General features: G+C 33.2%; 15 protein-coding genes. 2 read left to right on the top strand and 13 right to left on the bottom strand.

Translation table 11 applies throughout. The annotated features are described in order from the left end of the window. Positions 1 to 385 precede the first annotated feature (385 nt). From JJJ02_RS02360 to JJJ02_RS02335, 6 genes are all read right to left on the bottom strand, one after another. Positions 386 to 583 (bottom strand): hypothetical protein, encoded by a 198-nt coding sequence (locus JJJ02_RS02360; RefSeq protein WP_240837109.1) that lies wholly within the window; start codon positions 581 to 583, stop codon positions 386 to 388. Between the two features lie 29 nt (positions 584 to 612). Continuing rightward, the gene (locus JJJ02_RS02355; RefSeq protein ID WP_240837107.1) at positions 613 to 1,038 is read right to left on the bottom strand and encodes a hypothetical protein; all 426 of its coding nucleotides are present in this window, start codon (positions 1,036 to 1,038) and stop codon (positions 613 to 615) included. A 212-nt stretch (positions 1,039 to 1,250) separates the two neighbouring features. Further along, a complete protein-coding gene (locus tag JJJ02_RS02350; protein WP_240837105.1) occupies positions 1,251 to 1,844 on the bottom strand; it encodes a hypothetical protein in 594 nt (197 codons plus the stop codon). 195 nt (positions 1,845 to 2,039) lie between these two features. Continuing rightward, a complete protein-coding gene (locus JJJ02_RS02345; RefSeq protein WP_240837103.1) occupies positions 2,040 to 2,819 on the bottom strand; it encodes a metal ABC transporter ATP-binding protein in 780 nt (259 codons plus the stop codon). Positions 2,820 to 2,883: 64 nt separating this feature from the next. Further along, the gene (locus tag JJJ02_RS02340; RefSeq protein ID WP_240837101.1) at positions 2,884 to 3,780 is read right to left on the bottom strand and encodes a deoxyribonuclease IV; all 897 of its coding nucleotides are present in this window, start codon (positions 3,778 to 3,780) and stop codon (positions 2,884 to 2,886) included. A 9-nt stretch (positions 3,781 to 3,789) separates the two neighbouring features. After that, the gene (locus tag JJJ02_RS02335; RefSeq protein WP_111715197.1) at positions 3,790 to 5,118 is read right to left on the bottom strand and encodes a DEAD/DEAH box helicase; all 1,329 of its coding nucleotides are present in this window, start codon (positions 5,116 to 5,118) and stop codon (positions 3,790 to 3,792) included. Between the two features lie 146 nt (positions 5,119 to 5,264). Between JJJ02_RS02335 and JJJ02_RS02330 the strand changes: the two genes are divergently transcribed. Further along, positions 5,265 to 6,233: a 4-hydroxy-3-methylbut-2-enyl diphosphate reductase gene (locus tag JJJ02_RS02330; protein ID WP_111715198.1), complete on the top strand. Its 969-nt coding sequence runs from the start codon at positions 5,265 to 5,267 to the stop codon at positions 6,231 to 6,233. A 41-nt stretch (positions 6,234 to 6,274) separates the two neighbouring features. Here JJJ02_RS02330 and JJJ02_RS02325 read toward each other — a convergent pair whose 3' ends face one another. From JJJ02_RS02325 to ccpN, 7 genes are all read right to left on the bottom strand, one after another. Then, positions 6,275 to 7,360, bottom strand: coding sequence for a Nif3-like dinuclear metal center hexameric protein (locus JJJ02_RS02325; RefSeq protein ID WP_240837100.1), 1,086 nt, complete (start codon positions 7,358 to 7,360; stop codon positions 6,275 to 6,277). Then, complete coding sequence (locus tag JJJ02_RS02320; protein ID WP_240837099.1) at positions 7,350 to 8,039, bottom strand: tRNA (adenine(22)-N(1))-methyltransferase; 690 nt, start codon at positions 8,037 to 8,039, stop codon at positions 7,350 to 7,352. Before JJJ02_RS02320 ends, JJJ02_RS02325 begins: the two co-directional genes overlap by 11 nt. Positions 8,040 to 8,095: 56 nt before the next feature. Then, positions 8,096 to 8,443: a c-type cytochrome gene (locus tag JJJ02_RS02315; protein ID WP_240837098.1), complete on the bottom strand. Its 348-nt coding sequence runs from the start codon at positions 8,441 to 8,443 to the stop codon at positions 8,096 to 8,098. 93 nt (positions 8,444 to 8,536) lie between these two features. Continuing rightward, on the bottom strand, positions 8,537 to 9,640 hold the full coding sequence (gene rpoD / locus JJJ02_RS02310) for an RNA polymerase sigma factor RpoD (RefSeq protein ID WP_111715204.1): 1,104 nt from the start codon (positions 9,638 to 9,640) through the stop codon (positions 8,537 to 8,539). A 20-nt stretch (positions 9,641 to 9,660) separates the two neighbouring features. Further along, positions 9,661 to 11,421, bottom strand: a complete 1,761-nt coding sequence (gene dnaG / locus JJJ02_RS02305; protein ID WP_240837097.1) for a DNA primase — start codon at positions 11,419 to 11,421, stop codon at positions 9,661 to 9,663. A gap of 23 nt (positions 11,422 to 11,444) precedes the next feature. Further along, on the bottom strand, positions 11,445 to 12,254 hold the full coding sequence (locus tag JJJ02_RS02300) for a pyruvate, water dikinase regulatory protein (RefSeq protein WP_111715208.1): 810 nt from the start codon (positions 12,252 to 12,254) through the stop codon (positions 11,445 to 11,447). Between the two features lie 14 nt (positions 12,255 to 12,268). Next, complete coding sequence (ccpN, locus tag JJJ02_RS02295; protein WP_111715539.1) at positions 12,269 to 12,901, bottom strand: transcriptional regulator CcpN; 633 nt, start codon at positions 12,899 to 12,901, stop codon at positions 12,269 to 12,271. Between the two features lie 285 nt (positions 12,902 to 13,186). On the opposite strand from ccpN, the gene JJJ02_RS02290 reads away from it, so the two are divergent. Further along, on the top strand, positions 13,187 to 14,575 hold the full coding sequence (locus tag JJJ02_RS02290; RefSeq protein WP_111715209.1) for a glycine--tRNA ligase: 1,389 nt from the start codon (positions 13,187 to 13,189) through the stop codon (positions 14,573 to 14,575). The last annotated feature ends 4 nt before the right edge of the window (positions 14,576 to 14,579 follow it).

Below are 14,579 nucleotides of genomic sequence, written 5' to 3'. Positions count from 1 at the left end.
AATTGCGAAAATAACCAGATAAATGTCGAGTATAATGTCCGTAAAACTACTTTTTATATTCACAATCTCTGCAAGTACCTCTTAAACCGTCAATGCTATCTTTTCTTCTTCTAAAATATCTATCATCCACAGCTAATTTTGTTTGACTACAACAAGAACAAGTTTTATATTTTCCTTTTCATATAGTATGGTTGTTTTATATAGAGATATTCAAAAGAATTCCCCACCGCTGATAAAACATATCTCTACATTATTATTGTCAACGAATGTCGTTTTTTTCCGATGATTTTTGGAATTTCAATTTTAAATGTGTCTAAATTGTGACAAAAAGTTGTCAGTAGACATATTATTAATGATAAAATTCTGATTTTATTTTTAGAAAATATTATCTTACAAACGCTTTTAAATGACTCAATACAACATCTTCAACCTTATCTTCATAACTTTTAAGTTCCAATTGTTTAAAATAGTTTTCACCAATCACAATAGCGTGAGTGTAATTATTATTAGAATCACCAAGTACATCTACTTTATAAAGTTTGGAATTGTGTTCTACATAGTATGATTGTTTTATCTGTATCATCTGATCTAATCCCCTTTTTAATATGTAATCTATTTATTCATATTAATTAATTCTTTAACAAACGCGATATTTGATGCATCACTTGATGACAGTAAAACTTCTATTTCATTAATACTGTTTTTATACTGTAATCCTGTATATTTAATAGCTCGTACATCTGAATCATTTAATAGTCTAATCATTTTGTTATCATTTAAAATTATATGTTCTACTGTTTTATTATTTTTGTTGTAAATTATCTTATGAAGTGATTTATCAATAATAAATTGTACAGTAATAGTATCATCATTATCTTTAACTATTAATCTACTAGGTACATCTGTTATTAATTCTTCTATAATAATTAATGCTATATAATTATGTAATATGCTGTTGTCATAAAGTGTTTCAAGATGCTTTTCACTTTGAAATAATTGAACTAATTGTTCATTAATTTTAGCACTGTCTTTTGTCATATTAATCATCCCCTATTTGTAAATTTAATACAATATAATTATATCATGACAATTTAAATTGAGATAGTTTGTAAACGTTTATCTTTCGTTAAAAATAAATCATATACCAGAATCATTTTTAAGCTTTATATCTCCACAGCATTTTGGACAAATAGAATAGTAATAGTTAAATAGATGAATTTTGGCAAATATGAAGCGTTAATTTGTGTTATTTATTTTCCATATCTAGCTTCAAGACTATTGATCTCAGCTAATCTTTCTTGAGCATCAGGCTCAGTATACTGACCATTAAGAATTAAATTTCTTAACTGAATTTCACCAGAAGAAAGTCCATTAGGTAGATTTTTTCTAAACTCAGCTTGTTCAGCATCAGATGGTTGAACTACTGGTGTAGGCTGCTTTCTCATTTCATCAACAATTGGTGTACCATCTGGTGCATATCCAATTATTTCAGTACCGTCAGCTGTATAACCAATTATTTTTTCACCAAATTCATTTGTTTTGACATCTGCTTTATTATTATTTTGTTGAACTTGTTCAGTAGATGGTGTTTCAGTAGACTGTGTATTAATTTCAGTTGTCGGTTCTTCTGTTGTAGGTTGTTCTGTCGTAACTTTTTCTTTTTGTTCTTTAATTTTCTTTTTAGCATCTTCTGCTTTTTTATCATTAGCTTTATCTTTTTTAACAACTTCTTTTTTAACAACTTCTTTTTTTACTTCTTTCTTAGTTTCTTCTTTATTTTCTTCTTGTCCGCATCCTGCAAGTAAAATTGATAATGATAATGCACTTGCTAATAGTTTTTTCATTTTGATAATCTCCTTTTTTACTTATTAATTTAATTATATACCAAATTTTATAGATGTCTTTAACTATAAAAAGTAATAGAAAAACTAGATTTAATCCCATCATGAATTTTTGCTTCAAAAACAAAAAAAAGAACGGATTAAATAATCCGCTCTAAACTCTGCTATTATGGGAATAATCTTAACTATTGGTTTTTACTATTCATTCTCAACACCGCAGCATAATCTACTATGATTATGGTCAACAAACTGTACAGGATGACCATAAATTTTAGAGATTTCAACTTCATCTAATGACTTAAATTGATGTGTTGTCCCGTGGAAATGCAGATGCTGGTTGAGACAGGCAACTTGTGTGGCTGTATCAACGACTACGCCAATATCATGCGTTACTAGTAGAATTGTGATACCTTCAGCTTTAAGTTGCGCAAGTAATTCATAGAACTGTGCTACATGTTTTGCATCAATACCAACAGTCGGTTCATCGAGTACTAATACAGAAGGATTTGATATGAGTGCACGTGCTATAAATACACGTTGCTGTTGACCACCAGAAAGCTGAGATATATTTTTATCTTTTAAATGCGTGATATTTAATCGTTCCAGCATCGCTTCAACTTTTTGTTCATCCAGTTTATTAAATTTTTTAAATAACGGTTTAATCTGAATTAAACCACTTCTTACAACTTCAAATACCGTAGCCGGGAAACCACCACTGCTCGCGTTTGCTTTTTGAGAAACATAACCGATACCCGTAAGTTTTTTTTGTGATTTCATATTCTTTCCGTTCATATAAATGCTGCCTGATTGTACCCTTAATATACCCAGGATTAATTTTAACAATGTTGACTTACCTGAACCATTCGGTCCTACAATCGCCAGAAAATCTCCCGGATAGATACTGATGTTAATATCTGATAATGCTACTTTATCTGGATATCGATACGATACATTTCGAATTTCAAATATTGGCTCCAATCGCTTCAGTCCTTTTTGAGATAAAAAACAAGCATTAATCAAAGATTAATCCCTGTTTTAAATTTTATTGATGCATAATTTTTTCTAGTAAATCAGAATCAAACTGATTATTTTTAATCATTTCAATTTCAAATTTATACGGTGGCTTTTTATTTTTTTTATCATCGCCAACTTGAACGTATGGTGTTTCTAAAATCTTAGGTACATCTTTAAAGACTTCATGATAAACAATTTTTGATAATGCATCAAAACCGATGTTGCCAAATCCAAAATTTTCATGACGATCTTTTCGCGCACCCTGTACATTTTTTGAGTCATTTACATGTACAACTTTAATTCTATCAATACCGATAATTTTATCAAATTCTTCCAACACACCATCAAAATCATTGACAATATCATAACCCGCATCATGTGTGTGACATGTATCAAAACAAACTGATAGTCGGGCATTATTCTTTACACCTGAAATAATTTCAGCAAGTTCTTCAAATGATTTGCCACATTCAGAACCTTTACCTGCCATCGTTTCTAATGCAATACGAACATCATTATTGTTAGATAAAACTTCATTTAACCCTTCAATAATTTTCTTGATACCCGCATCTTCACCAGCACCAACATGAGCGCCAGGATGAAGCACGATATCTTTTGCGCCAATTGCTTCTGTACGTTCAATCTCTTTTTGAAGAAACTCAACACCCAGTTCAAACACTTCAGGTTTTACTGTGTTAGCGATATTGATGATATAAGGTGCATGCACAACAATATTCGATAAATTATTTTCTTTCATAAATGCAAGACCTGCATCTATGTTCAAATCTTCTATCGGTTTACGACGTGTGTTTTGAGGTGCCCCTGTATATATCATAAATGTGGAAGCATTGTAGCTCGCTGCTTCTTCTGCTGCAGCAAGCAACATTTTTTTACCGCTCATTGATACATGAGATCCAATTAGCATGTTAAATCCCTACCTTTTTTTATTCTCTCTATTCGTACGTTTAGAATGGGCTTTTTTCTCATTACGTTTTAACTTATCTAATTCAAAACGGAATTTCTTCTTATACCCCGGTTTCACTTTTTTCTTACCTTTTAGTTTATGTTTTAAGTTCTGTTCGATATTATCTTCTTTTTTCTTACGTGATTGGCGCTCAGTTCTATCTTTAATTTCGACTAATTCACCATTTTTAACATCGCTATGAATGAATGAGAAACCACGTTTCTCAATCTGATTGATTAAATCTTCTTCATCTGGTGTATAAATCGTTATTGCTACACCAGTATAGTTTCCTCGACCTGTTCGCCCTACACGGTGCGTAAAGAAAGCAATATCACGTGGAATATCATAATTGATAACATGACTAACACCATCAATATCAATACCACGACTTGCAAGATCACTCGCAACGACATATTGATATTCAAGATTTTTCACACGTTTCATTTGCTGTGTACGTTCACGTGGTGCAAGACCGCCATGAATCACACCTACTTTTAACCCCTGATCTTGTAAATATTCAGCTACTTCATCCGCACGTTCACGACTATTCGCAAAAATAATTGCGAGATAAGGATTAATCGTAGACATTATTTTAGTTAACTGTTCTTTACGATCGTTACTTTTCGTAGGTACAAGATAAAAAGTAATATTTTTATTTGTCTTTGCGTCAGGTTCAATCTCAATAAATTCCGGCTTAGATAAGTATTTATTTAAAAATGGATGTAAAGCTTTAGGTATCGTAGCAGAAAATACAGCAATTTGTGCTTCACGCGATACATTTGCAGCAATCTTATCAACTGTCGGCAAGAATCCTAAGTCAATCATTAAGTCGGCTTCATCAATAACGACAGCTCTCGCTAAATGAATATGTAACACATTTTCTTCTGCTAAATCTTTTATTCGATTTGGTGTCCCGATAACAATTTGTGGCTGTACTTTTGATTTTTGAATATCTTTATTCTTATCAGTACCTCCAATATAAAGCCCTGCTTTTATACCATCTGTAAATGAAATTAAATGCTCTGCTGCATCATATAACTGCTTTGCAAGCTCTCTTGTAGGTGCAAGAATAATAATTTGAGGATGCTGTACCTCTTTATCAATTTTATTAATTAACGGTAGTAAAAATGCATGCGATTTTCCTGTACCTGTTTGTGATTGTCCAATTAAGTGTGTTTCTTTTTTTAATTTAGGAATAACTCTTCTCTGGATTTCTGTTGGCTGGTTGAAATTTAAATCTTCCACCGCTTCTACTAAATATGGTGCAAGTTCAAATAACTCAAATGGGTGTTTGTCCATCATAATCCTCCTTTTATGTTCATCTCATGTATTATATAGGAAAGAATACGAAAAAGAAAGCAATCATTGTTAAAATTAAAATATTCTAATCATCTTTAAAAGTTTGTTATACTATTTATTAAGCAGATTAATAGGAGGAAAATGCGATGGAAATTATTAAAATAACACCTCGTGGATATTGTTACGGTGTCGTTGATGCCATGGTGATTGCACGCAATGCTTCACTTGATAAATCATTGCCACGTCCAATATATATTTTAGGTATGATCGTGCATAATAAACATGTAACTGATGCTTTCGAAAGCGATGGTATCATTACACTCGATGGACCAAACCGATTAGAAATATTAGAGAAAATCAGTGAAGGTACAGTTATATTTACCGCACATGGTGTAAGTCCTGAAGTAAAACGCCGTGCTAAAGAAAAGGGACTTGTTTGTATTGATGCAACTTGTCCGGATGTAGAAAACACACATACATTGATTCGTAAGAAAAAAGCAGAAGGTTATCATGTCATCTATATCGGTAAAAAAGGACATCCGGAACCTGAAGGCGCTGTTGGTGTCGCACCGGAAATCGTACATCTTGTGGAAAATATCAACGATATCGACAACCTTGATGAAGATTTAAAAAACAATAAACTTATCGTTACAAATCAAACAACAATGAGTCAATGGGATGTAAAACATCTTATGGACGAACTACAAAAAAAATATCCACATATCGAAGTGCATAAAGAAATCTGTTTAGCGACACAAGTACGCCAGGAAGCAGTTGCAAATCAAGCAGGACAAGCAGACGTATTAATCGTGGTTGGTGACCCAAAAAGCAATAACTCTAACCGTTTAGCACAAGTATCTAAAGAAATCGCTCATACAGAAGCTTACCGAATTTCTGACATTAGCGAACTAAAACTTGAATGGCTTCAGGGTAAGTCAACGATCGCTGTAACCGCCGGGGCTTCAACACCAACACCAATCGTAAAAGAGGTCATCGATTATATTAAATCTTACGATCCATTAAATATACAGCCGATACCAGAAAAGTCAGGTGTACCAACAGAAAAAATCTTACCTAAAATTAAAAATGCAACACCTGTAAAAATTTTAGATTAATAAAACGATGCTTAAACCTTAGTTTAAGCATCGCTCTTTTTTTATATTACTTTAAATGGATTTGTATCTATTTGTGAAACAACGATATTTATATCTTTGATAAAAGTGGATAAAAGTGCTTTGAGGCCATCTTTCATAACATATTCAGCATAATGTGTGATATCAAGCGCAGCAAGTTCTGCCATTATTAAATCATGTGCTTCATGATACTTAATATCACCTGTAATAAACACATCAACACCTGTTCGCTTAATATCTTTCATGTAATCCATACCTGCCCCGCCAATTATCCCAACTGTGTTAATAACTTTATCTTCACCTATCATCTTAATAACATCCAGATTTAATTTCTCTTTGGCAATTTTAGCAAAATCAGATAATGAAATAGGTTCCATCAAGGCTGCCTTTACACCAGTACCATATTCAGCCTGGACGTCAATTGACCAAATATCAAAAGCAGGTGTTTCATATGGATGATGTGTTTTTATCGCTTCTAATACATCAGATTTCAACGATGATTCAAAGACGCATTCAATCTTCATTTCTTCTTCCACATGGATTTCACCTTTACTACCGACAAATGGGTTAGCATTTTCTAATGCACGAAATTCGCCAGTTCCTTTTATTGAAAAGAAACAGTGATCATAATCACCAATTTGTCCAGCACCTACCTTTGCCAACGCTGATTTAAATTGTTCAGCATATGCTAACGGAACAAAAATCTGTAACTTTAGTATCGATTTTTGTTCAGGTAATAATATTTCTATATCCTTTAATTCAAGACGCTCAGCAATCATTGCACTAACACCTTTAGGATGGGCATCCAAATTTGTGTGTAATGCAATCAACTGTATGTCGTTCTTTATTAAGCTTCTGATTACTTCTCCATAACCTGAATGAAGAATTGATTTTATACCACTAAAAATCAGTGGATGATGGCAAATTATAGTATTTATATTTTTTTCTTTAGCTTCCTCTACAACGTCTAACGTACAATCAAGCGCTGTTAAAATACCTGTAATTACAGCTTCTTCATCTCCAATTAGAAGACCTACATTATCCCACTCTTCTGCAGTTTGCAGTGGTATCTCCTGATTGATTTGCTTTAACAACTCTTTAATCAACATAACCTAACACCTCTTTTAATAATGAGATTTCTTCTTTTAGCTGTTCATGTTTTTGTGCATGAACAGGATCGTGTTCTATCGCTGATAATACTTTTATTAAATGCTGATATTCTCTATTCCATTTTTCGATAAACACTTCATTTTTATTTTGTAAAAGAATTGGGCCGAACTTCAGTGCTTTTTGTGTATATGCCACTTTTTCAGTGGCATATTCAGCAACGATAATTTCGTAGGTATGCTTTTTTTCTTTCAATATCTCTTCAACGATAATTTCATATCCAAGTGAAACAAGTGCACGACGAACTGCTTCTGTATGAATATTACTTTGCAGAATTAGACGTGGATGATTACTTAATTTATCTTTACCAGTAGTAATAATGTCTGCGATAAGTGGTCCACCCATACCACAAATAGTAATTACATCAACTTCACCCGGTTTAATGACTTCTAATCCATTACCAAGACGTACGTCTATAGAAGTGGAAGCATTATACTTTCTAACATTCTGAACTGCAGCTTCAAACGGTCCAGTAACCACTTCACCAGCTATCGCATATCTAATCAGATTATTTTCTAATGCATATAGAGGTAAATAAGCATGATCGGACCCTATATCAGCTAAACGTTCATGCTGTATATACCTTGCAACTGTCTTTAATCTATTATTTAATGGTATCATTTTATATCCTTTCAAAAAAAAACCTTTTGCACTTGGCAAAAGATTTTAATTGTTTATTATTTTGCTTCTTTTAAATACTTCACTAAAGTATCTAAATCTTTATCAGAAATTTTTGAAGCGTCGTGTGCTGGCATCGCACCTTTACCTTCACGGATAATCTTCTTAGCTTTTTCAGTGTCAGAAATACCTGCTAATTTAGGTCCCATTCCACCTTCTAAGTTTTGACCGTGACATGACGTACAGTTATCTTTTGCGAAAGTTTTAGCATCAAACTTTTGCTCAGTTTTAGCTCCGCCTTCACCCTCTTCTTCAGCTTTGTTAGCACCATGTGCTGACATAAAGAAGATTAAGCCTACGCCCATAAGCATAATAAGTAAAAACGGAATTACTGGATTACGATTCATTCAATTTACCTCCCTTTAATTTCACCATATACATATCTATTTTATATTAAAAACAGTGATTGTCAAAGACTTTTCACAATTTAAATTGAAATTTTAATCCATAAAATCTTTAAGACGTTTACTTCTAGATGGATGACGTAATTTACGTAAAGCTTTTGCTTCGATTTGGCGTATACGTTCTCTCGTTACACCGAACACTTTTCCTACTTCTTCAAGCGTACGGGTACGTCCATCATCTAAACCAAATCGTAATCTTAAAACATTTTCTTCACGATCTGTTAATGTATCTAATACATCTTCTAATTGTTCTTTTAATAACTCATATGCAGCATGATCAGCTGGACTTTGTGCGTCCTGATCTTCAATAAAATCACCTAAGTGACTATCATCTTCTTCACCGATCGGTGTTTCAAGTGAAACTGGCTCTTGTGCTATCTTTAAGATTTCACGAACTTTTTCAGGTGGTAAATCCATTTCTTCTCCAATTTCTTCCGGGGAAGGATCACGTCCTAAGTCCTGAAGTAATTGACGTTGTACACGTATTAACTTGTTTATCGTTTCTACCATATGCACTGGTATACGAATTGTTCTTGCCTGGTCAGCAATCGCACGCGTGATTGCCTGACGAATCCACCATGTAGCGTAAGTTGAGAATTTAAATCCTTTCGTAAAATCAAACTTTTCTACAGCTTTAATTAGACCCATGTTACCTTCCTGTATTAAATCAAGGAATAACATACCACGTCCTACATAACGTTTTGCAATACTCACAACAAGACGTAAGTTTGCTTCTGCAAGTCGTGCTTTCGCTTCATCATCCCCCTGCTCAATACGTTTAGCAAGTTCAATTTCTTCTTCAGCACTTAATAAATTAACGCGTCCAATTTCTTTTAAATACATACGAACAGGATCGTTAATTTTAACACCTGGAGGTGCAGATAAATCATTAAGATTGATCTTATCATCTGTATCATTTGCATCTTTTTCATTGATTAAAGTGATGTCATTTTCGGCAATCGCTTCAAAAAATTCATCCATCTGATCAGAATCCATCTCAAAATTTTGTAATTTATCAGCGATTTCTTCGTGACTTAAATGTCCATTCTTCTTACCTGTCTCAAGTAATTGTGCTTTTACTTGTTCTAATGTCAATAATTCTGCGATTTTCGTTGTCGTATCGGATTTCTTTGCAGCCATTTTAAAACCTCCCAGTATGTCTAGTGCTTTTTTGATCTTTGATATTGAATGATTTCTCTCACAATATTATCGCGTGTCTCCATGTCACCGGTAGCAATTGCATCTTTTAAAGCTTGTTTCAGCTGACTCACATGTGTTAATTCATGCTGCTCTTCATTAAAGACATATACATAATCATTTATTTCCTCTGTAGTAGGTTCGGAATTAACCAACATACTGTCAATTGATAAACATACCTCATGAATATCCTGAGGAATATGTGTGATGAATTGACTGAGATTAAATTGGTCTTCATTATTGTAATACCCTATTAAAGCCTCATAAATCAATCTATGGTATGCATTTGAGAAATTATGTGCAGACAGAGAATCTTTATATTGTGTGAATAAATATTTATCTGTCATAAAATGTTTTAGTACCACGCGTTCAGCAGTCTCAATCTTGTTTAATGATTCTTGTTTGATACCAACATTAATATGATTAAATGGACGCTTTTTCTGATTTTTTTGTACTTGATATTTTAGACTGTCAAAATCTACTTTAAACAAATCACTTGCTTCATGCAATACTTTTTTCTGTAAAACTTCAGAATTCATAAGTTTAGCATCTTGAATAATATTATTCAAATGTTTTTCATATGCTAAATCATTATTCTTTATTTCATTCTGATAATATTGCATATAAAAGCTTAAATAATTAATCTTATGCGTTTGAAAATATTCTAAGAACTGATTTTCACCTAAATCTCTAATCATCTCATCCGGATCTTTTCCTTTGTGAATCGGTACTACAAACACATTTAATCCTTCTGAAAGTAATGTCTTTCCTGATTTTAGTGTCGCTTCAATACCAGCTCTATCTCCATCAAACATTAACGTAATATTTTGTGCGAGTTTTTTCAGTGATATTACATGCTCTCTACTTAATGCTGTACCCATTGTTGCTACCGCATTATGAATACCTACTTCACCAAGCTTTAATACATCCATAAAACCTTCAAGTAAAATTACTTCATCTGTTTCTCGAATTGGTTTACGTGCAACATCAATATGATAAAGGATATTTCTTTTTTGAAATATCGGTGTCTCAGGACTATTTAAATATTTGGGTTCACTACCATCAAAACTTCGCGCAGAGAAGCCAACTGTATCTCCACGTGCATTTCGGATAGGAAACATAATACGATTACGAAAACGGTCAAAATAACTGAAATTTTCCTCATTTCTGCTTAAAAGACCCGCTTCATATGCAAGTGATTCATCATATCCTTGTTTTTTTAAAAAATCTAACGCAAAATGACTTACATTCGGACTGAAACCAATTTTTTCTTTGGCAATCAAATCGTCATCTATACCACGTTTATGAAGATATTCTAAAGCTGGTTCAGCCTCTTCAATTGCTTTTAATACATAGTGATAATAATCATTTAATAAGTTATGCATTTCAACCATTTTCGTATGGTCATTTTCAACTGTTGGGTTATCACTTTGGACATCTATCTTGATATCAACATTTTCACCTAATATTTTAACTGCTTCAATAAATGAGACATTTTCTATTTGTTCGATAAACTGAAAAACATTTCCACCCTTTTTACATCCGAAACAATGACAAATCTGTTTTTCAACAGATACTGAAAATGATGGTGTTTTTTCATCATGAAAGGGACATAAACCGATATAGTTACGTCCCCTTTTTTCTAATTTCACATATTGACTTACAACATCTAAAATATCATTCTTTTCCCGTATTTCATTAATTATTTTTGGATCGATTTGCAAACTTCCACCTCATCATACCCATATTAATTTCTAGTAATTATTTTAATGATTTCATTCGCTGTTTCTTCAATTGCTTTATTCGAAACATCAATAACTTCACAATTAATTCTTGAAACAATCTCTTCAAAATATTTTAATTCTTCTAAAATACGTTGATCTTTTGCATAGTTGGCATCATTTTTTAATCCAAGTTGAGCCAAGCGTTCGATTCGGATTTTATTCAATTTTTCAGGATCAATTTTTAAAGCGATACATTTTTTAGGGTCAATTTCAAACAACTGATCAGGCGGATCAACTTCCGGTACTAATGGAACATTCATGACTTTAAATCTTTTATGAGCCAAATACTGACTTAAAGGTGTCTTTGACGTACGTGAAACACCGATCAAGACAATATCAGCTTTTGAAAGTCCGCGCGGATCTCGACCGTCATCATATTTTACAGCAAATTCAATTGCTTCTATCTTCTTAAAGTAATCTTCATCGAGTTTATGTACCATACCAGGCTCATTTAACGGTTTTTCTTCAAGCGTTTCTTCTAAAAGCCCCATTAACGGCCCCATTAAATCTACGCTTTTGATATTATGTTTTGCTAATTCAGACTGCATATAAGCTCTGACATTCGGTTTAACTAAAGTGTATACAACGATAGATTTCTGTTCTTTAGCCAGGCTGATAACTTCATTTATATTTTCATGAGTTTCAATATATGGCAGACGAATTGTATCTACAACGTTATTTAACATATTAAACTGAGAAATACATGCTTTTGTAACGAGTTCTGCTGTTTCACCAACTGAATCTGATGCAATAATTAATCTCATTTCATTCATAAAATAAATTCTCCTTATTCATCTTCGATTAGAGAAACAAATGCTCTCGTTATAGTAGTTTTGCTAATTCGACCGGTAACTTCGTAATGTCCGTCTTTTTCAACAACAACTGGAATTGAATCAATTTGTTTATCAATAATTTGTTTTGCAGCATAAAATAATAAGTCGTCTTTATAACAAACAGAGACATTTGGGACACGTGTCATATAAACATGAATCGGTGTTGTATGAATTTCTTGTCCCCCCATCGATGCACGGAGTAAATCCTTTCTGGAACATACACCAACAAGATGATTGTCTTTATTTGTTACAAACAAAGTTCCTACATCATCCAGGAACATCGCACAGATTGCTTCATATGTACTTGAATCTTCATGAATAACGATTGGTACCGACTGAAAATCTTTCACCCGAAACTTCTTAATCGATTCTGAAAGTAACTGAGTACTGGATTTCCCTGTATAAAAGTAACCAACACGAGGACGTGCATCTAAATATCCTGCCATCGTTAAGATTGCAAGATCAGGACGTAAAGTAGCACGCGTTAGATTCAATTTTTCAGCAATCTTCTCACCGGTGATGGGGCCATTATTTTTTACAATTTGTAAAATCTTTTCTTGTCTTTTATTTAATTCTATGACAATCACCCCAATAGTAGACATAGTTTATTTATTATATTATACCTACTCATAAATAAATTTACAAATGTATCGCTTAACAATTGAGCTCATTCAATTTTCATGTTATATTTTAAATAAGCGAGTTAAGGATGGTGAAAGCTTAACAATAAATTGGCGTACATTTACATTGTTAATAATTAAAAGCGAGTAAACACTAATTTGGGTGGAACCGCGGGTATATATACTCGTCCCAAGGCAATCAATTTGCCTTGGGACTTTTTGTTTACTCAAAAATAAATGGAGGATATCAACATGACGGAAAACAAAATGGAAACAATCGTTAATCTTGCAAAGCATCGTGGATTTGTATTTCCTGGCAGTGAAATTTACGGAGGGTTAGCAAACACATGGGATTACGGTCCTCTTGGTGTAGAACTAAAAAATAATGTGAAACGCGCATGGTGGCAAAAATTTGTTCAGCAATCACCTTATAATGTTGGATTAGATGCAGCAATCTTAATGAATCCAAAAACATGGGAAGCAAGTGGACACCTATCAAACTTCAATGATCCTATGATCGATAATAAGGACTCAAAAATTCGTTATCGTGCGGATAAATTAATTGAAGACTACATGCATGCTCAAGGTGATGAGCACTTTATTGCTGATGGTATGAGTTTTGACGAAATGAAGCAGTTTATTGACGAAAAAGGTATTGTATGTCCAGAATCAGGCACAGCAAACTGGACGGAAATTCGTCAGTTTAACTTAATGTTCAAAACATTCCAGGGGGTTACTGAATCTTCTACTAATGAAATCTTCTTACGTCCTGAAACAGCACAAGGTATATTCGTGAACTATAAGAACGTACAACGTTCTATGCGTAAGAAATTACCGTTCGGTATCGCTCAAATCGGTAAATCATTCCGTAATGAGATTACTCCAGGAAACTTTATTTTCCGAACACGTGAATTTGAACAAATGGAATTAGAATTCTTCTGTAAGCCTGGAACTGAAATGGAATGGCAGACCTACTGGAAAGAATTTTCTGCTAAATGGTTAAAAGATCTTGGCATCAAAGAAGAAAATACAAAATTACGCGACCATGACGAAGATGAGTTATCTCACTACTCAAATGCAACAACAGATATCGAATATAAATTCCCATTTGGTTGGGGAGAATTATGGGGAATCGCAAGCCGTACTGACTTTGACTTAACAGCTCATATGAATGCATCAAATGATGACTTCAAATATCACGATCAAGAAACAGGTGAAAAATACGTACCTTATGTTATTGAACCATCATTAGGTGCTGACCGTGTAACATTAGCATTCTTATGTGATGCATATGATGAAGAAGTTTTAGAAGGTGATGACAAACGTACAGTATTACGTTTCCACCCTGCATTAGCGCCTTATAAGGCAGCAATCCTTCCATTAAGTAAGAAATTGTCTGCTGATGCTATGAAAGTATACGAAGAATTAAGCGCATACTTTGCGATTGACTTTGATGAAAGTCAATCAATCGGTAAACGTTATAGACGTCAAGATGAAATCGGTACACCATTCTGTATTACATTTGACTTTGATTCATTAGAGGATAATCAAGTAACAATACGTGACCGCGACACAATGGAACAAGTACGTATGCCAATCAGTGAAGTAAAATCATTCTTAGAAGAAAAAATTAAATTCTAAAATA

The organism is Macrococcus sp. PK (assembly GCF_022501545.1).
GTDB classification, from domain to species: domain Bacteria; phylum Bacillota; class Bacilli; order Staphylococcales; family Staphylococcaceae; genus Macrococcoides; species Macrococcoides epidermidis.
Note: the sequence above shows the minus strand (reverse complement) of the source record. Positions and strands in the feature narration are given on the sequence as shown.

Excerpts from the sequence above, each read along its gene's own strand:
- JJJ02_RS02350 (WP_240837105.1), bottom strand. The coding sequence starts at position 1,844 with ATGAAAAAACTATTAGCAAGTGCATTATCATTATCAATTTTACTTGCA.
- JJJ02_RS02335 (WP_111715197.1), bottom strand. The coding sequence starts at position 5,118 with ATGGACAAACACCCATTTGAGTTATTTGAACTTGCACCATATTTAGTA.
- rpoD (WP_111715204.1), bottom strand. The coding sequence starts at position 9,640 with ATGGCTGCAAAGAAATCCGATACGACAACGAAAATCGCAGAATTATTG.
- JJJ02_RS02355 (WP_240837107.1), bottom strand. The coding sequence starts at position 1,038 with ATGACAAAAGACAGTGCTAAAATTAATGAACAATTAGTTCAATTATTT.
- JJJ02_RS02325 (WP_240837100.1), bottom strand. The coding sequence starts at position 7,360 with ATGTTGATTAAAGAGTTGTTAAAGCAAATCAATCAGGAGATACCACTG.
- JJJ02_RS02320 (WP_240837099.1), bottom strand. The coding sequence starts at position 8,039 with ATGATACCATTAAATAATAGATTAAAGACAGTTGCAAGGTATATACAG.
- JJJ02_RS02300 (WP_111715208.1), bottom strand. The coding sequence starts at position 12,254 with ATGAATGAAATGAGATTAATTATTGCATCAGATTCAGTTGGTGAAACA.
- JJJ02_RS02290 (WP_111715209.1), top strand. The coding sequence starts at position 13,187 with ATGACGGAAAACAAAATGGAAACAATCGTTAATCTTGCAAAGCATCGT.
- JJJ02_RS02340 (WP_240837101.1), bottom strand. The coding sequence starts at position 3,780 with ATGCTAATTGGATCTCATGTATCAATGAGCGGTAAAAAAATGTTGCTT.
- JJJ02_RS02360 (WP_240837109.1), bottom strand. The coding sequence starts at position 583 with ATGATACAGATAAAACAATCATACTATGTAGAACACAATTCCAAACTT.
- JJJ02_RS02315 (WP_240837098.1), bottom strand. The coding sequence starts at position 8,443 with ATGAATCGTAATCCAGTAATTCCGTTTTTACTTATTATGCTTATGGGC.
- JJJ02_RS02330 (WP_111715198.1), top strand. The coding sequence starts at position 5,265 with ATGGAAATTATTAAAATAACACCTCGTGGATATTGTTACGGTGTCGTT.